A 23,884-nucleotide genomic window follows, 5' to 3' on the forward strand; every position below is an offset into this window, starting at 1 on the left:
AAAGACAAAATCAATTTGGTTTCATTAAGACATTATCATATTCGAATCATATTTTTTTGCGATTTATTGAAAATTAAGCTAGACTTTTAAAAATGTCTATGTTATACTTTTATGGCAGTAGGAAATCAGACGTTTTGTCGTTGCTCTACTGGTCAACACTGGAGTAGTACTCAAGAGGCTGAAGAGGTGCCCCTGCTAAGGGTATAGGTCGGGAAACTGGCGCGAGAGTTCAAATCTCTCCTACTCCGCCAATGAACAAATAACATCCGCAAGGATGTTTTTTTCATGCGGAGTAACAAACGTACAATCTCTCGCACCTTAAAACGTTTCGCGCCCTGTTGACTTCAGCAATACCTGTTTTTGTATCGCTGTTATAAACAATAAAATCAATTTTAAAATAAATACATCAGAGCTGCCGTTTTAAAAATGGCAGCTCTGTGTTAGTGAAGATGAAATCTTCACCGTGCCGAAGCACATGAGTTCAAACCCCGGAACGCTTTTTATGAGCCACGCGTGAACTCAGGTGCGTACTAACCAATCCCCAAACAGAGCATATTAGCTTTTGGGGCAGGCCATCAGGCCTTAGGTGCATGAAGAATATTCATGGCACCGACTAAATCACGGTGTTTGTGAAAACCACAGTTGCAAATGTAATCACGACCTTTGACATTATTGATTTTGCCGCATTTGGGGCATCTTTTTGTTGTCAGATAAGGATTTACATATTCAACGCGAATTCCTTCTAGATTGGCTTTATATTCAATGTAATTAGCTAATCGCTGATAGGACCAGCAAATCATATCGTGTCGATGGAATTTCTGTTGAAGATTTAACAATTTTTCTAAACGAATAACAGTGACATTTTGTTGCTTTGCATACATTACAATATCTTTTGATATACAATGATCGATATGCTTTTTGTAGTTATGTAATTTGTGTCCATAATTTTTTAGTTTTACAGGATTGTTTGATTTTTGCAGTTTACGATATCGTAAATTGATTCTGCGAAATTCATATTTCATTTGCCTTCCATTTCCTACAAATTTAATTTTTCCATCACTTGTATAACATACGGCAGGACATTTCATCCCAAGATCAATTCCCATGGAAATTTCATTTTCCTGTGTGTGTTGTGACAAGATACTTTCAGTTTTGAGAATAAAGCGTACAACGTAATATTTGTTTTCCTTACAGACATCCATGCGCAGAACTTCGTGTTGTCGCAGCATTTGTTTTTGATGATCATTCAAAAGAATTGTGCATCGCAATGGATATTTCATAAAGCCTCTGCCAAATTCCATAAGTACTTCATCATCTTTCAATTGAAATGATCTGGCCGATAGTACAAATAATCGATGATATTGTGCAGTAGCATGTTTTTTACGTATCTCATAGAATGTTTGCGCAAGGCGTATTAATTGTTCTTTAGAATGAAATGCAATTTCGCTATTGATTTCACGATATCCTATGAAAATGATTTTGCCGGCTTGTTGATATAGATGAATTAATCGCTCAAATTCTTTATGATAGATAATTCCATATCGTTGAATAACATCCATGGCCCATGGGGTAATTTTTAAATTTGTCTTGATCGTTAGATACATTAGATTCACCTCCTTACACTTATATACATACGTAAAAAATTCTGAAAATCCTAAAAAATCGTAAAAAAAATTAAAAAAACCTATATGTAGTTCATAAAACATACAATTTTGGCAGTTTTTTTTGTATATAGGTTTCTTTAGAATTTGTTGCTATATACATAAAGTTGAAAATCAATCACATGCAACCATTTTTTGCTTATCGCAAAAAATATGCCTTAGATGAAGGAAAGACAATTTTTCACAATGTGATTAATCCATCGTTTTCGTGTCTATGATTGAACAAAAATAAAAAATCAAAAAAATTTAAAAAAATTTCAAAAAAGGGGTTGTCAAAATTTTAAACCCATGGTATTATATACGAGCGCTAAGGAAATAAGGCGTGAACGAAAAACTAAATGATGGTCCAGTGGTGTAGTGGTTAACATGCCTCCCTGTCACGGAGGAGATCGTGGGTTCGAGTCCCATCTGGACCGCCATGCAGATGTAGTTCAATGGTAGAACACAGCCTTGCCAAGGCTGATACGGGGGTTCAATTCCCCTCATCTGCTCCATTAAAATTAAACTTATACAAAGACCTGCAAAGGTCTTTTTTGTTGCAGATGAGGGGAATATAAAAGGCAAGGTTTGTTCTACCATCTTAATAAGGTTGGCGGACCAAGATGGACCCTCCCCACGATTTACTTAAAAAGGCATGTTATGTGTTCGCGTTTTACACTGGACAGGAAAATAAAAGAAAAAGGTTATTAAGAAAAAGATTTTCCTGAATATAAGAAAACGTTTTATATAGGAGAAGATAATAGAGGATCATTTCTTAAAATGCTGATGTGGTCTTTAATAGGAATGCCTTTTGCACTAAAAAATACAACAAGGTAAGATATTCTAATCTAAGAATGTTTGAAAATCAATGCTTTAAAAAGAATGAAAATAATACTATGAACGTATGAATAAGGACTTTTTAATCATTGACATCAAAACTTTTACATGATAAATTTAAAAGGTACGATTTAGGAGGTCCTGTTATGAATAAAAATGAATTAGAGAAGGATCAGTTCACAGAAGAACTTGTGGATGGCGATACATTAATAGAAGAATTAAGAGCAGAAACACAACTACTGGACGATGCTGATGATGAAAAACAGGAACCAGTTCAGGAAGTCACGAATACACAAATAAAATCAGAAAAAAATAAAGCAAAAGTGAATGATGCTTTAAAATCAGTGAAAGAAAAAGCATCATTATTGAAAAATAAAACAGCAGCTGCAGGTAAAGACCTGTTAGAGAAAAAAGAAACATGGGTCAAAAATAGAGAAGCATCAGGAAAGAAACCGGTTGTTTCTGTTGACCAGATCAAAGAAAAAGGCGGCGCTGTTGTGAAAAAAGTTCACACACAGCTCAAAGAAAAGAAAGCAGAAAAGGATGAATTTAAGCCTGAAAAGGTTGTATTAGCTCCAGGAGAAGTCAAAAAATATAAATTATTTTTTGTGTCCGATATGGAAGAAGAAGCTAAATATCTGCATGAAATGTCATTAAAAGGGATGCATTTCGTAAAGAAAGCTGGAATTCAATATGTTTTCCAGACTGGTGAAAGTAAAAATTACTTCTATCATTTAGGATATTATGAAAAAGATAAACGAGAAGGTTCTCGTTATGAAACCAATTATAAAGATGCTGGCTGGGAAAAAATCTATAGTGAAAAAGGTGAATTTGATGGTATGTGGAATTATTTCCGTACAGAAGTCAAAGAAGATGAAATAGAACCACATATTTTTAGTGACCGTGTATCACGTGTAGCATTATATAGTCGTTTGCTGAGTTCCTGGCGTTCTCTGCTTGCGATGATGATTGCATGTCTTGTATGTATGGGTGTGTTCTTATTCTTCTTAAACTCAAAAACAGGACGTGTAGATTCTATATTTTTGATTATTAGTATCACAATCAGCATTATCATTTTGTTGATTTTCGCAATCTATAGCAGAGTTTATTTAAAAATCAATCGAAAACTGGTTGAATTAAAACAATAAAATAAAACGCCATTGGATTATTTCCATGGCGTTTTTTGAAAAGGAGAAAAAGATGCTGATATTTTATTATGTAGTACTATGGCAGATTACGGAAGCATTATCTATTATTTTTCCAGCAGTAATTTTTCTTATAATTCATTATGTATTACACATAAATATTGCGGATGCAAGAAAAATAGTAAAAAAATATTCTAAAATAAAAATAGCAGCGATATTACTAATGATCGAGGCGAGTGCATTTTTACCAATGTTTCCTTTCATCTGTAATGTTTTTTCTGTTTATACAAAGCATTTTCAAGTTTTAGCGTTTTCAATTTTTTTATTACAGCTCATACCATGGGTTTTAAAGTTTCAAAAGGCTAGAGAGTTATTGGAAGAAACAAATGATGATACTGCGATTTATCAATGAAAAAGGGCATATGCCCTTTTAGTTTGTCAAAAAGTCTAAAATATTCCAACCTGCATCAGTTTCACGTTTATATAATTCCGTATAACCACATCTTGTACAAGAAATTGTCACAAATTTTTTGTTTTGTACGTCAAATATTTTTGAAAAATTTCCTCCAGTTGCTTGAAACTGATCACTTTCATAGTGCGTATTGCCACATTTTGGACAAATATATTGTTGTTTAGCCATGAGGTACCTCCTTGTTATGGTAGGTTAATTATATCATGCTATCTTTTGTTGACAAGATATCTTTTGCGAAAAAAAACACAGAAGCTTTTTAACTTCTGTGTCTAATGTTTAGAATAGATTTTTAAAGAAATCGCCGATTTTATCAAGGAAGTTTTCTTTTTTACTTTCTGTTGTTGTGGTTTTTTCTGTATCAGCTTTTTTTGTTTTTTCCAATTCTTCAGTTTTATAAATGAATTTTACTTTTGATTCACTGTTTTCTGGAGCGCCTGTAAAGGTATGTTGTGTTTCATTTTCTTTGATGATTTCATCTTTGATCGCAAGAATCTGATTAATATCATCAACTGTTAAAGTTACACGGCGGTTCATTTCATCAATACCACTTGTTTTGAATGTACTCATACCATTGTTTAATTCTTTTGTTTTACTTGCCAATAAGCTGCTTGCATCATATAACTGTCCAGCACCATTTGTTATTGTTTTCGCACCACCCTGTAACTGTGCAACACCTTGATCTGCACTTTGAATACCTTGTGTTAATGTCTGGCTGCCTGTATATAATTGAGAAGAACCATTCTGTAATTGTCCTAAAGCACCATCTAGTTTTTGTAAAGAAGGATTTAATTGTAACAATGCACCAGCTTTTTCATTTAATTGATTTGTGCCGGCAGCTAAAGTTTCTGCAGATTGAGCAGCTGTATTCAGATTGTTAGAAAGATCATTTACCTTACTTAATAAACCTGAGGCATTTGTTGCTAGTGATTTTAAATTTTCCAATTCTTGCTGTTTAGATGCTAATCCTTGTACACCTTCTGCTAATGTATTGACTCCATCTCTTGTATTATCTAAAGCACCGGTAACACCTTTTAATGATTTATAAATACCACATTCTTGGCTATTAGCATCAAGTTCACAAGCTTGAGCGTATTGCGCAGCGACTTGATTTACAGTTTCTTCTGCAACAGCCAAATCTGTTTTGTTTCCATTAGCATCTACGGTACTTAATCCAGCTTGTAGTTGTCCAACACCATTTGCTAACTGGGATAAACCAGCTTCCAAGCTATTTATTTCATCTGGTAAACCAGATAAGCTGCTTGCTACTGATTGATAAATATCACTTGTTAATAAACTGTTTAATTGAGCACTACCATCTTTTAAACCAGCTGCCAAAGCAGTATTTCCGCCATTGACTTGTTTGATTCCATCCACCAGCTCATTCATAGAACCAGTTGCACTCACCAAGGCAGATGTGCCTTCCTTTGCCTGTGATAATCCATTCTGTAACACATTTAAATTAGAAGATAATGCAGTAGAACCACTAACCAGCTGTCCTGTACCATTTTTCAATGTATCCACACCATTTGTCAGGGTAGGGACACCATCTACTAATTCTTTCATCTTGGAATTGAACGTATTTGTACCATCCGCAAGCTGTGTTGTACCATCTAACAGCTGTTCACTTGCACTTGTTAAGTCATTTAAACCTTTTGTTAAATCATCAAAAGAATCAATATCTTTCAATTTATCTAAAGGAACTTCTGGTGTGAAAGTTACCATAATTGGTCCTAGTTCAAAATCGTTTGTTTCACATTCGATAACATATTCATCACTATAATTTACAGCTTCAGGATCAATATTGCTACTTTTTAAAGTATCTTCAAGACCAGGAATGCTTACAAAACCTACTACCTGATTATTACCTTCAGATAAAACAGTTCCATGATTAATTTTTACATTTTTGAAATGGTCACTACTTAAATCAACAACCCCTGCACCTACATATAAAGGGTGAATATTAGTATTTTTCCCATTGATATTTACTACTTTTGTCTGTGTATTTTTCATTTGGATATGGATTTCTAGTTTTCCACTTTTTCCAATTAAATCTTTACCTTTGATTTCTTTGCCATCTAATTTGTAAGTGACGTTTACGTTTACAGGCAGTTTTTTCGTTGTAGTTCCTTCATAATAGATATCGTTGCTTTCTGAATCCCATGTATAGGTATTTCCAGAAATATTTGGCTTCTCATCACTTTTTACATTCTTAACATCTTTGATATCCAGATTTTCTTTAATATTCTTGATTCCATGATCATTGTGCAGCCAGCTGCTGACAATTTGTTCTTCCACAGTGCCATCACTGTTTAGAATCGCATAGATGGTTTCATCTTTTGTAGTATCTGTATCATCACCATCTTTTGCGTAGACAGCAAGACCAGAGTTTGCCAGCATCATACTTAACATTGTACAAGTTAATACTTTTACATTTTTCTTCATTTTCCTCTACCTCTCTTATTTTAAATTGGCTTTTGGCCAGTCTTTTGTTGTTTTTTCAATAAATTTGTGACATACGATCAATAATGCAGGAAGTACCAGCAAGATGACCAGCATAGAAATAATTGCGCCTCGTGAAATCAAGGTACATAAACTCTTGATCAAGTCCATTTTCGCAATAAAGGATACCCCAATACATGCAGCAAAGAAGGATAAACCAGATGTGATGATACTTGGCGCAGATTTTGCGGCAGCTTCTTTTGCGGCTTCTATGACGGATTTACCATTTAATAGTTCTTCTTTGTATCGGGTGGTCATTAAAATTGCATAATCGACGGTAGCTCCTAATTGGATAGTGCCAATGACAATACTAGCTATGAATGGCAGCACACTTCCTGTGAAATATGGAATACCCATATTGATACAAATAGCAAATTCTATGGAAGCGACCAGAATAACCGGTAATGCAAATGATTTAAAGGTAATGACAATAATTAAGAAGATTGCTAAAACAGATAAGATGTTTACCATCTTAAAGTCGATATCGGTTGTTGTAATCAAATCTCTTGTTAAGGAGCCTTCACCAGCGATAACCGCATGTTTATCATATTGATGCATAATCTGATCAATCTTGTCTAATTGCTCATTTTCTTCATCTGTTGCGGCAGTATACGTAGAGTTTACCAATATCATTTTCTTACCACCGTTATTTAATATATCTTTGATAGCATCTGGTTCAAATTGTTGAGGAATACCTCCACCAATCAGACTTTCGTAGGATACAACATTGTATACCCCATCTAATTGTTCTACCTGATCGCAGATATCTTTGATCTTATAACTCTCCAGATTTTCATCTACCAGCAAGAAGTGGGTCGTTGTCATATGGAATTGATCTTTTAATTTATTTGTGCCAATAATACTTGCGAAATCTTGTGGCATATTTGCACTTAGATCATAGTAAACACTTGTATGATTTTGTGCGTAACCCATAGGAATAAATAAAACTAAGAAGATGACCAAAATGGATTTATAGTGTTTTGTAAGGAAACCTGGTAACATCTTTGGTTCTTTTAAGATGATTGGGTGTTTCCATTTTTCAATATATTTATCAAAGCGCATCAATAAGGATGGCAGAATGATGATTGTGGACAATACGCCAAATATAACGCCTTTTGCCATAACGATACCAATATCTTTACCAAGGGTTAACTGCATTGCACATAATGCTAAGAAACCGGCAATGGTTGTGATGGATGAGGAAGTGATAGAGGTAAATGTTGCCTGAATGGCATTTGACATTGCTTCATCACGATCATCTGTTTTCTTCTTTTCTTCTTGGTATCGATGCAACAGGAAGATGGAGTAGTCCATTGTTACACCAAGCTGCAAGACTAAGGCAAGTGCTTTGGTAATATAAGATATCTCCCCTAAAAATACGTTGGTACCAAAGTTATATGCAACAGGGAAGGCTATACCAGCAACGAAGATGAAAGGAGCTATCGTTGATTCAAGTCCCATAAATAAAACAATCATACATAAGATAATTGCGGTTATTCCATATAATGGGGTTTCTTTTTCTGATAAGTCTTTGATATCTTCAGATACAGCTGAGAATCCGCCAAGGTAACATTCTTTTTCGCTATATCCTTTGATTTCATGAATCGCATTCATGGTTCTTTCAGAAGCACTGTCTTCTTCAAAGGTGATAATCATTAAGGTTCCTTTATCAGAATACAGCATTTCTTTTATATCTTTGGGAAGTACTTCTTTTGGTATAGCGATATCTAAGACATCTCCACGCCATAATACATCTTTCACACCATCAATTTTTTCAATTTGTTTTTTTAAATTCTCAACATTTTTATCTGGCATATTTTCAACAACCAGCATACCTGTACTTGCTAACTGGAAATCATCTCCTAAGGATTTTTGTCCAATCATGGATTCTGCATCCGCAGGCAGATAACTTAATAAGTCATAATTGACTTTGGTTCTGGCGTATCCGATTGCACTTGGAATCAGCAGTAAAATGGCGATTACAAGAATCAGATTACGCTTTTTTACGATGAATTGACTTAATTTGCTTTTCATCATTTCTCCTCCTTTATCTTTGAATCATTTTACGAATGGTATCGTAAAGCAATGGTTTCACATGATCGATATCATCTGGCTGTTTTAACACGATGCTGGAATAGCAAAGGGTGGATACCAGTTCTATGATCATGAATATCAGTTGAAATGCTTCGTCTTTGGTATAACCAAGACTGACCAGAAAATCACTGTAGCATTCTAAATGATTGCTGACTTCATAGGTGTCACTGTCTTTTAATTTGTCAGAGATAAGACTCCAAGATAGATTTTTCTGTATGACCTTGATTCTTGCGGGATTCTTCTTAAAAAATTCCACAACATAATCAATCAGGAAAATCAATTCTTCTACACGATCATCAATATTCGCCTCTTTGGCTTTTTCTAAAGCTTCATCAATCAGCAGGGAACTGTATTTGATAATCAGATGGTTGGTTAGCTGTACTTTATCTTTGAAATATAAATAGAAAGTACCTTTCGCAACTCTGGCTTTTTTGACGATTTGATCAATAGAAATTTTATTGAAGTCATCATGTTCAAACAAATTGATTGCAGCTTCTTCTATGCGTCTTTTCTTTTCCGTTTTATTTAACGAAACCTTACTTTGCATATACGAATCACCTCTTTAAATTGACTAACAGTCATTTTCTTGACGTACTTTAGGATATTGCAAAAATGACCAACAGTCAATAAATGCTATGCGCTTACATTCAAATTCATCTATACACTTTTTTTAATTTGTCTAAAATAGTAAAAATACAGGGTTGTAAAAAAATAAATGACAGTTTTGTTATTTTATACCATTTATATATCAAAAGTATGTTATGATTATATAGTGAAGGGTGGTTTGTAATGAAAAAGAAGTATTTGATTTGGTTCATGATTATTTTATTAGCAGGTGTTGGATGCTTTGAAATTACCAGAACAAAAACTACTGAGATCGCATGTGCTCAGACTTTTTCTTATGCCGATTATCCTTTGAATAAACAAATGTTTGAAAGACATGCAAATGAATGTAGTATCTCTTCAAAACTTCTACAAGATAATCATATTTTAGAGTTTTCAGTTAATGGCATACGTGTAAAAATCACAAAAGAGCGTCAACGCTTGATGTTTCATAATAAGAAGCCTAGAGAAAAAACGATACGTAAACAGTTAGAGCATGATGGTAAAATCATCAAAGTGATTTATAAAGGTGTGGAGGAAAACGGTCAAACAGGGATTTATGCTAAATTCATGTTTTCATATAAAGGATATTTCATCCGTGGTAATTTACGTGGTGTTTATTATCAGGAAAAGAAAAAAAGCGTAAAAGAAATTCCTGAAGAAGTTTTTACGCAGACAGAAACACGTATTTTAAAATTTGTAGATACTTATATCGCTTAAACCACATTGCGAAAATTAGGAAAAAGTGATATCCTTATCTCTATATGTATGGAGGAATTAACATGGTAAAAGCAGTATTATTTGATTTAGATGGTACTTTATTGCCAATGGATAACGATTATTTCACAAAATGTTATCTGAAATTGTTGGGCAAAAAGTTTTATGAACTTGGCTATGATGGAGAAAAAGCCATCAAAGGTGTTTGGAATGGCTTAAAACATATGGTTGGAAATAATGGTACCAAAAGTAATGAAGAAGCCTTCTGGAAAGGTTTTGATCAGGTGATGGCAAGTGATCTGAACCATGATCGAGCACAGTTAAATACTTTATTATTAGGATTTTATCAGAATGAATTTCATGATGCGAAAGCTGCCACAGCACCTTCTCATATCGCTAAGGATATTGTGGAAAAAGTGAAACAGGCAGGGCATAAGGTAATTCTTGCTACCAATCCAATCTTTCCAAGAGAAGCTGTTTTATCTAGATTAAGCTGGATTGATTTAACACAGGATGATTTTGATTATATCACGACATATGAAATATCTCATTATTGTAAACCAAATCCTGATTATTATAAAGAAATTCTAGAGAACTGTAATTTACAGCCTGCAGAATGTGTGATGATTGGAAATGATGTAAAAGAAGATATTGTTCCAGCATCCTCTTTACAAATACCAACCTATCTTGTAAAAGATTATCAAATTGGTGATGAAAGTGGTCTTGATACAGATGCAGGTTCATTAGCTCAGGTTATAGCATATTTGAATATTTAAAGATAAAGGTACGAAAATTCTACTCGTACCTTTATTTTAAGCTTTTTTCTATCGCTGTGATATGTTCATAATGTTCAATTTTTTTATCTAAACGATCAAGGGTAGCCTGCATATCTTCCATACGTTTAATTAACAGGGAACGCTGTTCTATCAGTAACGCTTTTCTAGCATCCGCAGTGTCATCCCCTTGTCGAAATAAGCTAACATATTCAATCAATGCTTCAATTGGTAAGCCAGCACTACGCATACATTTAATAAATTCTACCCATCGAATATCTTCTTCATCATAATCACGGATACCGCTTTTATTACGGTGAACAGGTGGAATTAGTCCGATACGTTCATAATAACGCAGGGTGTCATTTGATAAATCAACTAATTTACTTACTTCTGCAATTGTCATATAGATCACTCCTTTATTTTTAAATCGCAGTATAATATGTTGTGGTCAGAGAATGAGGAGGGAATGGTATCCGCATGTGTTAGCGTAAAGTTATTGGAATAATATATATTGTCTGGAAAACCAAAATCCCGAAAGGTGATGAAAGGATTTTTAAAATGATTTACTGCCTGCATACCATCTATGGAAAAGAAATCAGATTCTTGGAAAGTATTGAAATCACCCAGAAACAAAGTATCTGTCGTATTTTGTATTTCCTTGGAAATAAATGCAATCTGTTTTTTTCTGGCTTCACGCTCTTTAAAACTTAAATGAGAAAGATAGACTTGAATGATACGATGATGAATTTCCACTTTTGCTTTTCCTAATACTCTTGGTTCTTTTAATAATTCATTGGGTAATTGTGTAGAGGATACTTCTGTGATTGGATAGCGACTTAAAATCCCAATGCCATAGTATCCATCGATGATCCACATCGTTTGAAAAAAATGATAGTAAGGCATGTCACATGCTTCTGCCATTTCTTTTACCATATCCATATTGCCACTGCGTAAAGCATTTTGATCTACTTCCTGAAGGCATAAGATATCAGGCTGTAGAGCTTTGATTTCCTTGGCGAACTTATCTAAATCCTCTCCATGATTTAATAATTTTACATTATAGGTTGCCACACGCAATTGATCAGGCATCCCTGCTTGAGAAGAAGGTGTTGTATATTGAAGCGTATAGTTACGACAATGCTGCCGCCATAAGAAAAAGCAGGGTATCACAATGATCAGGATCATCATAAATATAAAGAATTTACGTTTCAAATAACATCACTTCCTTTCGCATAGCTATTATAACATGATTTTCTATGTATAATTGTGAAGGTATCCTTAAATAGAATATGTAAAAACAGATATTCATAGAAGCCTTTTGTGGTATATATCTGTCTGTATTAAGCTTAACACCTGGAGTAAACTCCAGGTCAAGGAATTTAAAAAAATATTTTTTACTTGACTTGGAGTGCACTTCAACTGTTACACTATGGAAGCAATTGTAAAATGATTTACATAGATTGTGATTTACTTTATACTTAAAGAAAAGAGGAGCGATGATTATGACGAAAAATATTCGAAATATGGTATTCTGTGCATTATGTATTGCGATAGGACTGATTTTGCCAATGGCATTACATGTGATACCAAATGCGGGAAGTATCTTTTTACCAATGCATATTCCAGTCTTGTTATGTGGACTGTTGTGTGGGTCTTATTATGGTTTATTATGTGGGTTGCTGGTGCCTGTTTTATCCAGTGTTTTAACTGGAATGCCATCTGCGCCAATCCTTCCGGGGATGATTTGTGAATTAGCAATGTATGGCTTTATGACAGGATGGATGTCAAAGAAAGTACATTTGAAAAATGAATTAACAAGTACTTATGTGCAATTGATCATTGCCATGATTTCAGGCCGGTTGTTTTATGGAATATTGAATGGTTTGATTTTTGCGGCTGGTAAGTACTCTTTACAGGTATTTATATCCGCAGCATTTGTGACAGCATTACCAGGTATTGTGATTCAACTGGTATTTTTACCATCGATTGTGGTACTCTTACGAAAGGTAAATAATAAATATCTTGAACAAAAGGTGTAATATGTTTGATATATTAGACGCAATAACATTAGAGAAAAAGCTTCATCCCCATACGCAGCCCCAGGATATATTAAAGTTGATCATACAGGCAGGTATGGGTGGGGAACATATGGTGGAAGATGAAATACAAACATTACAATATTTAAAAGAAGAAAAAAAGGCAGCGTGTACGTGTACAAGTGAGCAGCTTCAACCAATTGGCAATGGCTATGTGCGGGTACCACTAGCCATGATGAAAGAACGGGATCTATCCTTATGGAATCATATGTTTGTGACGGCAACAAAGCATATCAAAAAGGATGTATCCCTTGTGCGTGCACTGATTGAAAAAAATGAATTATCTACATATTTTTCCACAGCACAAATAGAAGATGCACTTGAAAACAGTATGCATCACAGTGTTGCATATGCCAATGCATATCATCCTCATTATCGAATACTGCCAAAAGTTTATGTGGATTTTTTTCCTGTATACAAGCAAATCCATGATACGCTTCATAAACAAGCACATGCCTGTTTTATGACTGATGGTTGTTGTGCAAGTGGGAAATCAACACTTGCGCATACCCTTGCCCAGTTATTCCCAGTTCATATATTTCACATGGATGATTATTTTCTTCGCCCGGAACAAAAAAGTGGAGAACGTTTATCAAAACCTGGTGGCAATGTCGATTACGAACGCTTTGATAAAGAAATTCTTTCATCTTTGCGACATCAAAAGGATGTCATTTACCAGCCATACGATTGCATGAGTCAATCATTAAAGGAAGAGGTGAAAGTTAAGTATTCGCCTTATTCCGTGATTGAAGGCAGTTATGCCCACCATCCTTATTTTCAAATGGATGCGATAAAAATCTTTTTATATTGTGAACGCGAGGTACAGTTACAGCGTTTAAAACAGCGTTCTCCTAATCTATATGAACGATTTGTTCATGAATGGATTCCAATGGAAAATACTTATTTTGAAACATTTGATATTAGAAATCAAGCAGATTTCATACTTGATACAACTACATTTTAAGAAAGGGGATATAAATGAAAAAGATATTATATTTGATGCGTCATGGTCAGACACAGTTTAATGTAAGAAGAAAGATTCAGGGATGGTGTGATTCACCATTAACACCACTGGGCATTGCCCAGGCTAAGGTAGCAGCGGCTTATTTTAAGGATCACGATATTACATTTGATCATGCATATGCTTCTACATCAGAGCGTGCATGTGATACCCTTGAAATTATCACATCACAACCTTATACACGTGTCAAAGGTCTGAAGGAATGGAACTTTGGGACATTTGAAGGAGAAAGTGAGGATTTAAATCCAAAGCTTCCTTATGGTGATTTCTTTGTGGCATATGGAGGAGAAGGAGAAATGCAGTTGCGTGAAAGAGTATCTAAAACACTGCTCGATATTATGCGTAAGGATGATCATAACTGTGTACTTGCTGTATCACATGGTGCCAGCTGTCGTCAGTTTATGCGTGCTTGGGAGCATACATCTTCTGTCAATGTCAAAGAGCGTTTATACAATTGTTGTATATTGAAGTTTGCGTTTGAAAATGATACTTTTACACTTGAGGAAATCATCAATCATGATTTTAAAGATTTGAAACTGGATTAAAGCAGAACATTTGTTCTGTTTTTTTGTTTTCACATATTCATGCGGGTATTTCTATCAGGAATGCGTGTATAATTTGATTGAACAATTGTTGAATGAATGGAGGTGTCCCATTGACATCATCAAATACAAGAAAGGAACAGGCTTTAGAAACAAGGAAAAAGCTACTTGCCTCAGCACAGACGCTATTCGCGTCCAAAGGCTATGAAGGAACATCTGTTCGTATGATCAATCAACAGATTCATATGGCAGATGGTTTATTGTATCACTATTTTCCAGGTGGAAAACAGGAAATTCTTCAGGTAATGGTAAAAGAACATGTGCTGGCGATGAGTACTGCATTAACAAAAGATATTGAAATCTATGATGAAATGTCTATCGAAGAAGTCCTTGAACAGCTGTATCATCATTTACACAGTGTGGTATTAGAGCATGTGGATATCATCAAAATTTTGATTAAAGATGGAGAAGCGATGAAACTGATTGAGCGACAGGAATTAATCGATATCTTGGAAGAGCGAAAACACTGGCTGCCTGCCTTATTTCAAAAACGTATAGATTCAGGTGAACTAAAGGCAATGGATTGTGAGAGTGCATCAGAAGTTTTGATGTCCTTGTTGATGAGTCATCTGCTGGCAGAGGTCATAACAGGTAAAGATAGTTGTATGGCAAATGAAATAAAAAGAAAACAATTGTTTCGCTATCTGAGTGATATGTGGAAAAACTGCAAATAAAAGAAAGGAGCATTTATGTTACAGTTAAAAAATATAGTAAAAGATTATGTGAGTGGGGATGAAACTGTTCACGCATTAAAAGGTGTATCCTTAACCTTCAGGGAAAATGAATTTGTATCTATTTTAGGACAAAGCGGTTGTGGAAAAACAACCATGTTGAATATCATAGGTGGCTTAGATCAATATACCAGCGGTGATTTGATCATCAATGGAAAATCCACAAAGGATTTTAAAGATAAGGATTGGGATGCTTATCGTAATCATTCCATCGGCTTTGTATTCCAAAGCTATAATCTGATACCACATCAAAATGTATTATCCAACGTAGAACTTGCACTGACATTATCTGGTGTATCCAAAGCAGAAAGAAAACAGCGTGCAATAGAAGCACTTGAAAAAGTAGGTCTAAAGGATCAAATATATAAGAAACCAAACCAGATGAGTGGAGGACAAATGCAGCGTGTGGCGATTGCTCGTGCGCTGGTTAATAACCCTGATATCTTATTGGCAGATGAGCCTACCGGAGCATTAGATTCTGCGACGAGTATTCAGATTATGGATCTGTTGAAGGAAGTTGCACAGGATCGCTTAGTAATCATGGTAACTCACAATCCGGACTTGGCAAAACAATATTCTACGCGTATCATCCGTTTATTAGATGGTAAAATTGTGGATGACAGTCATCCTTATGCATTAAAAGAAAGCAAAATACAAGCTGCTGTGGATAAAATTAAATATACCTCCATGTCATTTGCGACAGCCTTATCCTTAAGTAAAAATAACTTAATGACCAAAAAAGCAAGAACTTTCTTAACAGCATTCGCAGGCAGTATCGGTATCATTGGTATCGCATTGATTTTATCCTTATCCAATGGGGTACAAAGCTATATTGATGGTGTGGAAAAAGATACCTTATCTTCTTATCCAATCACGATTCAGGATAACTCCATGGATATGAGTGTCATGATGGAAACCATGATGGGAATGCATGAAAAAGAAACAACACACAATGATGATAAAATCTATTCCCGTCAAATGATCAATGATATCCTGGAAACCATGTCTGATAAGATGACCAACAACAATCTTGCGGCATTTAAAGAATATCTAGAAAGCACAGATTCTAAGTTTCAGGAGCATACCAAAGCGATTGAATATGGATATCCATTGACACTAAATGTATTTAATGAAAATGGGGCAGCTGGACTTGTGCAGGTATCCCCTAATCAGTTGATGAAAACATTAGGTCTGCAAGAAGCAATGGATGCCAGCAGCTTCATGGGATCCAGTGATTCCAGTATGGGTATGGGCAATGAAGTGTGGGCAAAACTGCCTAGTGAAAAAACAATGCGTGATGATGAATATAAACTTGTCGATGGGACATGGCCAAAAGCATATAACGAAGTGGTACTGGCAGTTGATTCTAATAAAGAAATCAGTGATTATACTTTATATTCATTAGGCTTGATGGATCAGGAAGAGCTTGCGAAAAACTTCAAGGCATTACAAAACAAAGAAGAAATAGAAGCTGGGAAACAACGCTCTTATACAACAAAAGAACTACTGGATATGAAGTTTAAATTAATTCTAAACACAGATTTATATGAAAAAGTAAACGGAATCTGGGTTGATCGCAGCGATGATGAAGCATATTTGAAGAAGGTTGTGGATAATGGACAGGATATCAAAGTCGTTGGTATCATACAGCCGAAAGAAGGTGCTTTAAGCAAGTCTGAACAAGGTGGTATTTATTATACAGATGAACTTCAGGAATATGTGATTTCTCATGTGGAAAATACGGATATCGTTAAGGAACAAAAGGCTGATAAGAAAATCAATGTCTTTACCGGAACAGCATTCTCAGATGATAAGAAAATGGATTTTTCTACCTTAAGTGATGAACAAAAAATGCAGTTAATGACGATGAGTGAGGAGGAACGTCTTCAGTTTATCAACAGTTATAATGATGCATTAAATTCTACCTATGATGGCAACCTGAAAAAACTTGGCGCAATTGATCTGGATTCTCCAAGCAGTGTGAATATTTACGCAAAAAGTTTTGATGATAAGGAAGCCGTCGCAGATTTAATCAACGACTATAATGAAAAACAGAAGGCTGATGGAAAAGATGCAAATGTTATCAGTTATAATGATATCGTTGGCACTATGATGGAATCTGTCACAACCGTTATAGATATGATTTCTTATGTATTAATTGCCTTTGTCAGTGTGTCTTTGATCGTTTCTAGTATTATGATTGGTATTATCACCTATATTTCTGTATTAGAAAGAACAAAGGAAATTGGTATTTTAAGAAGTATTGGTGCCAGCAAGAAAGATATTTCTCATGTATTTAATGCGGAAGCATTTATCATTGGATTGATATCTGGATGTATTGGTATCGGTGTTACAGTACTTTTAGATATTCCAATCAGTATCATTGTGGAAAACTTAACTGGTGTAACCAATATCGCATCTTTACCAGTTGCAGGTGGTGTCATTCTGATTTTGATTTCCCTGTTACTAACAACCATCGCAGGATTGATTCCTTCAAGAATCGCATCAAAGAAGGATCCTGTGGAAGCTCTGCGTACAGAGTAAAAGCATTACCCAATCTATACGATTGGGTTTTATTTAAAACTTTGACTAAAACAAATGGGAAAATTCATCCTATAGAAATCAAAAAATCTAAAACTCTAGGTAAAAAAGCAATTATAAATTTCGATGTATGAAAGCCACTTAAAAAAGAAGAAAATAAATATTCGTATTTAAAAGTTGAAGTTGGTTATGGTTCTGTAATTTGTATGATTGATGATTGATTACCAATTGTTGAAAAGAATTGGTACGCCCTCACATGGTTAATAAAGAAATGCAGCAAGCATGAAGTTATTTACTTAACTTTGTGCTTACTGCTTTTCTTTTTTGATCACATGCAATCCACTCATCTAATGTCAAAGGTGTATAATCAGAATACATACAGAAACAATTGATCATATTGCATGGGATATGTACTTCTTCACCTCCAGGATTTTGTACGATCGTAGAGGTTGTAATATCTTGAAATTGTTCTATCAAGCGCTGGTCATGGGTATCATGCACGTGTCCATACAACATATAAGTCTTTGGCTGACCTTCTTTATTTAAACGATATTGCATGTTATAAAACATGATAGGATAATGACTTAAAATCACTTTACGATTATTGTCTGACAATTCTTCATATGATTTGATCCATTCAAAGCGCTCTGTATGGAAATCTTTACTTTTCAGATATCGATCATGGTTTCCTATAATCAGAAATAAACGCCCATTTAATCGATTTAACAGTTCATTTGTTTCATCATCTTTTCCCCAGGATAAATCCCCCAAAATAACAACTTCATCATTTTTTCTTACTTTTTTATTCCATTGCTGAATCATATATTCATTCATTTCTTCTACACTTTCAAATCCACGTTTATCCATCTTGGTATTTAAAGAAGCATGGAAAAAATGGCAATCAGCGATATAGTAGCGCATCGTATCACTCCTTTTATAACTATGCGTATTATAATCGAAAAGATACAAACGTGCAATGGTTGTACATAAAAACCTTGCATTAATCCGCTTGTCGTTTTATCTTATAAATAAAGCTTTGTGGAAGTTTATGTAATAGGGAACTAATCAACAGGATACTGATGATACGGTCTAAATAATCTGTAAATAGCTGTACGATAAAACAACTCAGTGTTAATCCTAATGGTGTTTTGGCTAATAATTGTACGATAAATGTGGAGCCTGAAGATGTAATGCCTCCAAAAAGGTATGCGGTGATACAGGCTGATATCAGAGAAGTTGGAATTGTCACAAAAAGCGCACTGAGAAATGCCCATGCAAGATTATCTTTTTTCTTTTTCCAGACAATGCCGACTAACATTCCTAAAAGGATACCAACAGGAGCATAATACAAAGCATAGATGTCTGATGTCATTCCTAAAATCAAGCCACTTAAGATACTTGGCATAGCACCATAAAAAGGACCATAAACAGCTGCGATAAAGATAGTGCCCATACTGTCTAAATATATTGGAAGTTTTAGCATTAAAGCAATTTGACCACCAACCAGATTTATAACAATCGCAAAAGCAATCATGCTGATATGATATACTGTAATTTTTGACTTCATAAATAAAAACCCCTTTCTTTATATGAGTGTGTCCAAAAGATCAATCTGTGCAAGATCCAGATGTAATATACGGGATATAAATAATTGGAAAAAGGCTTTTACATCCACTTGTGTCAAAATGACTGCATTAGCCTCTTTGCGATAAAAATGAAAGGCATCCACAACACTTTGTCCTCTTGATATGCCATCTGTTTCAATTTGTACATAAGATGAAAATCCAGAACATAATTCAGGAAAAAGAAAATAAGCGACAGCAAGGGGATCATTGATCACACAGCCAATCAAATGTTCTTGTGTCCAATGAAAATCAAAATAGAACTTGGTGATTTTTCTTATAAATGCTCCCTTCTCAGGATGCAATCGTTCCATATAGGAAAGAAGGTTTGGCGTAAGAACGATTTTGCGTGTGACATCTAAACCCACCATATGTATTTGTTTCTTTGTTTTTGCCATTTGTTGATAAACAAGACGGGCAGCTTCAGGATCTTCCCAATAATTGTATTCAGCGACAGGAGAACAATTACCATGAGATTTATAGCTGCCACCCATGGAAACAAGCTGTTCTATTTTATCAAAAGCTTCCACATCCTGTGAAATAAGCTGAGCTAAATTGGTCAAAGGTCCTAAAGCGATGATGGAACAGGATTGTTTCTTTAAGGTTTTTGATAAAAAGGTGACAGCATCCATTGTTTGATGATATCCAGGAATATCCTTTAAGAAGCTTTCACCAAGACCATCGGCTCCATGTGTATCTAAAGCATCACAGAAAGTTTTCTTTAAGGGTTTATCAGCGCCCACAAATATCGGTATATCCAGACGCTGCATATGTGCTAATATCTTTTTAGCATTTTCAAAACCCATTTCAACAGGCGAATTACCACAAACAATGGTAATGCCTATAACTTCAATCTCATCCGATGATAACGCCAGCATGAGTGCAAGACTGTCATCAATACCCGGATCACAATCGATGATTACTTTTCTTTTCATAAATACTCCTCCATTCAAAAAAAAGACCTTACCAATAAGCAAGGTCATGAAAAAAAGCATTTATAAAAAAATTATAAATCTATTATTTCATTTCGTTTGCCTATGATTATACTGGGAGGTAAGGAACCAGTGCGTATTCTTTATACCATAAAAGACAGGAATTCGTAAAGTCTAAATGATACATTTCTAAAAAAATTTACTGTATATCTTACAGAAGAAACAAGAGAAAATATGCATATTTCATTTATAGAAACACGATAGTCATGGTATAATGACATATAATACATAAATAAAAAGGAGACATTATGAAACATACAGAACATAAATCGGAAACCATTGATGGTTTTCAATATGATAATGACAGTCAATTGTATAAAGCAACCATTCAGAATATTGATTTTATGATGGATGAATACACAGATGAAAATGCAGAATATGCGATGAAGCTTGCATCTGCTTATCACCTGTATTTATCAAAAATTATGGATTTTTTATTAGAGGATGAAGCCTTTCGTGATGATGGCATATTCCCTGATCAAAATAAAGAAACACTGTTGCCTGCACTGGGAACACCTTCTATTTTGCTGTTGTCAAATAATGATGGACAATGTTCCTATTGTAATCAAACATTAGATGATACGCATATTATTTCTTTTGAATTTTCAGATATCTTTGATGATTTATATGATTTAACGATAGAGGGGTGAACCATATGGATATACAAAATTATTGGAAAGCAACACTTCAACAAAATCCTGTACTCATGCGCTCATACTTTCATGAAAATGCAGTCATTCGATGGCATAATACCAATGAAGAATTTACACTGAATGAATTCATACAGGCGAATTGTGAATATCCGGGCAAATGGGATGGCAAGATTGAAAGAATAGAAAGGATAGATCAAGTGATTATCACAGTGACACATGTGTTTTCCACAGAGCTGTCTTTTCATGTAACTTCCTTTATAAAAGTAAAAGATGATAAAATTGAATGCATTGACGAGTATTGGGGAGATGATGGTGAACCTCCTTTATGGCGAAAAGAAAAACATATTGGTACATCAATAAAAAAGATATCCATACCATTGCCGAAGTAGAAAAAACAGGAAGTATTTTCCTATACCTATGATGGCACAACTTATACAGAAATACGTATGAAATTCACGATACATAAAGGAGAACATGATTATGTATGAAAGAATGCTTGAGAAAAGTAAACAACCAGCTATTGAAGAAATGGAGGCGTATTGTGGCGATTGTGGAGCATTGTTTATGTTGTTTAATGAGTGGTTATCAACAACCTACCATACTCGGCAAGAATTATCCTATCCATATGGAAATCATTATGGCTGGTGTATTGCCCATCGTATCAAAAAGAAACTCATCTGTAACGTATTTCCTGAACGAAATGCTTTTACAGTGATGGTAAGATTATCAAATAATCAGTTTGATACAATTTTTTCAAAGGTACAGCCCTACACAAAAGAGCTTATTATAAATAAGTATTCTTGTGGAGATGGTGGATGGATACATGAACGTGTATTAACGCAAGAGCATTATGAAGATGCTAAAATTGTATTATCAGCGAAATTCACAAAGGTATCATAATATATAAAAAAATCAGTACTTGATATGGGTACTGATTCATTTTCTTATATGGTGCCGACTAAGGGACTTGAACCCCCGACCTACGCGTTACGAGTGCGTTGCTCTACCAGCTGAGCTAAGTCGGCCTATCGCTTTTGAAAGCGAATTTATTATAGCACAATGCAAAATCAATGTACATAGTTAAAGCGAAAATTTCCTTGTCAGTAAACTGGCACCATACATTCCCAAAGATACCCCAATCACACATAACATGACACTAGTGAAGATGTAGGAAACAGCTGGTAGCCATGCTTTTTTCTCAATTAGTTGAAAGGTTTCTAAAGAGAATGTGGAAAACGTTGTAAAACCACCACAGATACCTGTTTTAATCAGTAACACAAGTTGTGGGGATACATGAGATGATAAGGCAAGTTGTGCAATAAAACCAATGAGAATAGAACCTAATATATTAATGAGGAGTGTGTTGATGGGAATGGCAGCTTTCATGGAAATCATAGAAAATCCATAACGAGCCATTGCGCCAATGGCACCACCCAATCCTACATATAAAAATGCTTTCATATCAGCCCTTCTTTCCAATTACTTGTAAAATATGTTCATACTCATATTCGATATGATGATATGTTGACAACAAAGGAATACAATCTGTTTCAATATTCTCCATAATGGTATGAAAATGTTCATGGCATATATCCACAATTGTGGAATCAATGGCACCTTCATCAGCCATCTGGTATAAAATATGCATCATTTGTTGTTTATCGAATGCTTCTTTATAACTTCGTTTACCACTTAAAGCACTAAAGATATCCGCGACCGCAAGAATACGCTGTTCTAAGGTTAAATCTTTTTCTGATAAACCATAAGGATAGCCTTTTCCATTTAATTTTTCATGATGTCTGACAGCAATCTGTACGATTTCATTATCCATGGTACCTTTCAGAATATGAATAGAGTGTGTAACATGTTCCCGCATAATTTTCATTTCACTGGCAGTTAATCTGCCTGGTTTTTCTAGTATGCTCACAGGTGTTGCGACTTTTCCAATATCATGAAGAAGGGCACCATACATAAGCTTTTGTATCTGTATATCCGAAAGTTTTAAAAGTGTGCCCAGTGTTTTAGAGATACTGGTTGTGGTTATCGTATGTGCAACCATATGTTTACTTTGAAAGTCGATAGAATAACTGATCAATGATATATACTGCAGAATCTCCTGTTCATTAAAATGTAATTCCTCCATCAATCTGTTTTCATGATGTTCATGGGTAATGACTTCCACAACATTACTTTTTTGAACAGTTTTTTTCAATAAGGCAGTTAATTCAGGATCATATTCTTCGGTTGATAAACGATCATGGAAATCATCAGGAAATTTTTCCTTACGTATCAGATACAGATCACAATGATCTACCAGATGCAGCATTTGTGTTAATTTAGGATAGGGGATATCATACAGTCCATAATCCTGAAATGGAACATGATGATAAAGTACCACGGAAGACAGTTGTTTTAACGGAGATAAATATTTTAAAAACAAATACCCATAAACAGCATGCTTCCATATATGCCTGGATTCAAAACCTAACATCGCATCAATTTCATCGGTTTTATATGCGCCGATATCATGCAGGATGGCAACCATACTCATATCTCTGATTTCTTCTTCAGAATAGCTTCCATCTTGTATCATCATTTCACGTAATAAATACGCTACACGAAATCCATGGTCGATCAGTCTTTCATCAATTTCATTTAGCGTATTGTGGATAATATGTAAAAGTTCACTGTCATTTATAATCTTCATAGAATTTTCCTCATTTTATGCGTTTCCATTATAACAGAAACATCTCATAAACAAAAGGACTTCAACCATTTTTAAGCGGAAGTATATGATTCGAATATGATAATGTCTTAATGAAACCAAATTGATTTTGTCTTTA

24 protein-coding genes and 4 tRNA genes are annotated in these 23,884 nt (G+C 34.7%); 15 read left to right on the forward strand and 13 right to left on the reverse strand.

Annotated features, from left to right (window positions below; translation table 11 throughout):
* Positions 1 to 160: 160 nt before the first annotated feature.
* Positions 161 to 251 (forward strand) — tRNA-Ser (locus DW114_RS19455).
* A gap of 324 nt (positions 252 to 575) precedes the next feature.
* Here DW114_RS19455 and DW114_RS19460 read toward each other — a convergent pair.
* Positions 576 to 1,604 carry an RNA-guided endonuclease TnpB family protein gene (locus DW114_RS19460; protein WP_158552358.1) on the reverse strand — a complete coding sequence of 343 codons (1,029 nt, stop codon included), beginning with the start codon at positions 1,602 to 1,604 and terminating at the stop codon, positions 576 to 578.
* 400 nt (positions 1,605 to 2,004) lie between these two features.
* On the opposite strand from DW114_RS19460, the gene DW114_RS19465 reads away from it, so the two are divergent.
* The 4 genes from DW114_RS19465 (at position 2,005) to DW114_RS19480 (ending at position 4,034) form a co-directional block, all read left to right on the forward strand.
* Positions 2,005 to 2,080: transfer RNA gene (locus tag DW114_RS19465), tRNA-Asp, on the forward strand.
* Between the two features lies 1 nt (position 2,081).
* A tRNA-Gly gene (locus DW114_RS19470) sits at positions 2,082 to 2,155 on the forward strand.
* 468 nt (positions 2,156 to 2,623) lie between these two features.
* On the forward strand, positions 2,624 to 3,625 hold the full coding sequence (locus DW114_RS21840; protein WP_207732766.1) for a DUF2812 domain-containing protein: 1,002 nt from the start codon (positions 2,624 to 2,626) through the stop codon (positions 3,623 to 3,625).
* Between the two features lie 52 nt (positions 3,626 to 3,677).
* Positions 3,678 to 4,034, forward strand: a complete 357-nt coding sequence (locus tag DW114_RS19480; protein ID WP_117455803.1) for a hypothetical protein — start codon at positions 3,678 to 3,680, stop codon at positions 4,032 to 4,034.
* Positions 4,035 to 4,052: 18 nt separating this feature from the next.
* Here the strand turns inward: DW114_RS19480 and DW114_RS19485 are convergent, their stop codons facing one another.
* The 4 genes from DW114_RS19485 to DW114_RS19500 all read right to left on the reverse strand — a co-directional run bounded on the left by DW114_RS19485 (position 4,053) and on the right by DW114_RS19500 (position 9,234).
* Complete coding sequence (locus DW114_RS19485; protein WP_117455805.1) at positions 4,053 to 4,262, reverse strand: zinc ribbon domain-containing protein; 210 nt, start codon at positions 4,260 to 4,262, stop codon at positions 4,053 to 4,055.
* 108 nt (positions 4,263 to 4,370) lie between these two features.
* Positions 4,371 to 6,536, reverse strand: a complete 2,166-nt coding sequence (locus DW114_RS19490; RefSeq protein ID WP_117455807.1) for a hypothetical protein — start codon at positions 6,534 to 6,536, stop codon at positions 4,371 to 4,373.
* A gap of 15 nt (positions 6,537 to 6,551) precedes the next feature.
* The gene (locus DW114_RS19495) at positions 6,552 to 8,627 is read right to left on the reverse strand and encodes an efflux RND transporter permease subunit (RefSeq protein WP_117455809.1); all 2,076 of its coding nucleotides are present in this window, start codon (positions 8,625 to 8,627) and stop codon (positions 6,552 to 6,554) included.
* Between the two features lie 13 nt (positions 8,628 to 8,640).
* Entirely contained in the window at positions 8,641 to 9,234 is a 594-nt protein-coding gene (locus tag DW114_RS19500) for a TetR/AcrR family transcriptional regulator (protein ID WP_117455811.1), read from the reverse strand.
* A gap of 242 nt (positions 9,235 to 9,476) precedes the next feature.
* Between DW114_RS19500 and DW114_RS19505 the strand changes: the two genes are divergently transcribed.
* Both DW114_RS19505 and DW114_RS19510 read left to right on the forward strand, forming a co-directional pair.
* Positions 9,477 to 10,010, forward strand: a complete 534-nt coding sequence (locus DW114_RS19505; RefSeq protein ID WP_117455813.1) for a hypothetical protein — start codon at positions 9,477 to 9,479, stop codon at positions 10,008 to 10,010.
* 62 nt (positions 10,011 to 10,072) lie between these two features.
* The gene (locus tag DW114_RS19510; RefSeq protein WP_158552359.1) at positions 10,073 to 10,783 is read left to right on the forward strand and encodes an HAD family hydrolase; all 711 of its coding nucleotides are present in this window, start codon (positions 10,073 to 10,075) and stop codon (positions 10,781 to 10,783) included.
* Positions 10,784 to 10,814: 31 nt separating this feature from the next.
* On the opposite strand, the gene DW114_RS19515 is transcribed toward DW114_RS19510, so the two are convergent.
* Positions 10,815 to 11,186: a MerR family transcriptional regulator gene (locus DW114_RS19515; RefSeq protein ID WP_117455817.1), complete on the reverse strand. Its 372-nt coding sequence runs from the start codon at positions 11,184 to 11,186 to the stop codon at positions 10,815 to 10,817.
* A 5-nt stretch (positions 11,187 to 11,191) separates the two neighbouring features.
* On the reverse strand, positions 11,192 to 11,995 hold the full coding sequence (locus DW114_RS19520; protein WP_117455819.1) for an endonuclease/exonuclease/phosphatase family protein: 804 nt from the start codon (positions 11,993 to 11,995) through the stop codon (positions 11,192 to 11,194).
* Between the two features lie 290 nt (positions 11,996 to 12,285).
* Between DW114_RS19520 and DW114_RS19525 the strand changes: the two genes are divergently transcribed.
* The 5 genes from DW114_RS19525 (at position 12,286) to DW114_RS19545 (ending at position 17,777) form a co-directional block, all read left to right on the forward strand.
* Positions 12,286 to 12,822, forward strand: coding sequence for an ECF transporter S component (locus DW114_RS19525; RefSeq protein ID WP_117455821.1), 537 nt, complete (start codon positions 12,286 to 12,288; stop codon positions 12,820 to 12,822).
* A gap of 1 nt (position 12,823) precedes the next feature.
* On the forward strand, positions 12,824 to 13,843 hold the full coding sequence (locus DW114_RS19530; protein WP_117455823.1) for a uridine kinase family protein: 1,020 nt from the start codon (positions 12,824 to 12,826) through the stop codon (positions 13,841 to 13,843).
* Positions 13,844 to 13,857: 14 nt separating this feature from the next.
* On the forward strand, positions 13,858 to 14,445 hold the full coding sequence (locus DW114_RS19535) for a histidine phosphatase family protein (RefSeq protein ID WP_117455825.1): 588 nt from the start codon (positions 13,858 to 13,860) through the stop codon (positions 14,443 to 14,445).
* A gap of 110 nt (positions 14,446 to 14,555) precedes the next feature.
* The gene (locus DW114_RS19540; RefSeq protein ID WP_158552360.1) at positions 14,556 to 15,176 is read left to right on the forward strand and encodes a TetR/AcrR family transcriptional regulator; all 621 of its coding nucleotides are present in this window, start codon (positions 14,556 to 14,558) and stop codon (positions 15,174 to 15,176) included.
* 15 nt (positions 15,177 to 15,191) lie between these two features.
* The gene (locus DW114_RS19545) at positions 15,192 to 17,777 is read left to right on the forward strand and encodes an ABC transporter ATP-binding protein/permease (RefSeq protein WP_117455829.1); all 2,586 of its coding nucleotides are present in this window, start codon (positions 15,192 to 15,194) and stop codon (positions 17,775 to 17,777) included.
* A gap of 285 nt (positions 17,778 to 18,062) precedes the next feature.
* On the opposite strand, the gene DW114_RS19550 is transcribed toward DW114_RS19545, so the two are convergent.
* The 3 genes from DW114_RS19550 to DW114_RS19560 form a co-directional block, all read right to left on the reverse strand.
* Positions 18,063 to 18,695, reverse strand: coding sequence for a metallophosphoesterase (locus tag DW114_RS19550; RefSeq protein ID WP_117455831.1), 633 nt, complete (start codon positions 18,693 to 18,695; stop codon positions 18,063 to 18,065).
* Positions 18,696 to 18,774: 79 nt separating this feature from the next.
* Positions 18,775 to 19,341, reverse strand: a complete 567-nt coding sequence (locus tag DW114_RS19555) for an ECF transporter S component (protein WP_117455833.1) — start codon at positions 19,339 to 19,341, stop codon at positions 18,775 to 18,777.
* Between the two features lie 18 nt (positions 19,342 to 19,359).
* A complete protein-coding gene (locus tag DW114_RS19560) occupies positions 19,360 to 20,331 on the reverse strand; it encodes a nucleoside hydrolase (protein WP_117455835.1) in 972 nt (323 codons plus the stop codon).
* A gap of 305 nt (positions 20,332 to 20,636) precedes the next feature.
* On the opposite strand from DW114_RS19560, the gene DW114_RS19565 reads away from it, so the two are divergent.
* The 3 genes from DW114_RS19565 (at position 20,637) to DW114_RS19575 (ending at position 21,941) form a co-directional block, all read left to right on the forward strand.
* Complete coding sequence (locus DW114_RS19565; RefSeq protein WP_117455837.1) at positions 20,637 to 21,038, forward strand: hypothetical protein; 402 nt, start codon at positions 20,637 to 20,639, stop codon at positions 21,036 to 21,038.
* A 5-nt stretch (positions 21,039 to 21,043) separates the two neighbouring features.
* Positions 21,044 to 21,430, forward strand: coding sequence for a nuclear transport factor 2 family protein (locus DW114_RS19570; protein ID WP_117455839.1), 387 nt, complete (start codon positions 21,044 to 21,046; stop codon positions 21,428 to 21,430).
* 91 nt (positions 21,431 to 21,521) lie between these two features.
* Positions 21,522 to 21,941 (forward strand): DUF3788 domain-containing protein, encoded by a 420-nt coding sequence (locus DW114_RS19575; protein ID WP_117455841.1) that lies wholly within the window; start codon positions 21,522 to 21,524, stop codon positions 21,939 to 21,941.
* A 49-nt stretch (positions 21,942 to 21,990) separates the two neighbouring features.
* Here the strand turns inward: DW114_RS19575 and DW114_RS19580 are convergent.
* The 3 genes from DW114_RS19580 to DW114_RS19590 form a co-directional block, all read right to left on the reverse strand.
* A tRNA-Thr gene (locus DW114_RS19580) sits at positions 21,991 to 22,066 on the reverse strand.
* 55 nt (positions 22,067 to 22,121) lie between these two features.
* Complete coding sequence (gene crcB, locus DW114_RS19585) at positions 22,122 to 22,502, reverse strand: fluoride efflux transporter CrcB (RefSeq protein WP_117455843.1); 381 nt, start codon at positions 22,500 to 22,502, stop codon at positions 22,122 to 22,124.
* 1 nt (position 22,503) lies between these two features.
* Positions 22,504 to 23,748 carry an HD-GYP domain-containing protein gene (locus DW114_RS19590; RefSeq protein WP_117455845.1) on the reverse strand — a complete coding sequence of 415 codons (1,245 nt, stop codon included), beginning with the start codon at positions 23,746 to 23,748 and terminating at the stop codon, positions 22,504 to 22,506.
* Between the last annotated feature and the right edge of the window lie 136 nt (positions 23,749 to 23,884).

It is taken from the genome of Absiella sp. AM09-50 (genome assembly GCF_003433845.1).
Classification (GTDB): Bacteria; Bacillota_I; Bacilli_A; order Erysipelotrichales; family Erysipelotrichaceae; genus Hoskinsella; species Hoskinsella hominis.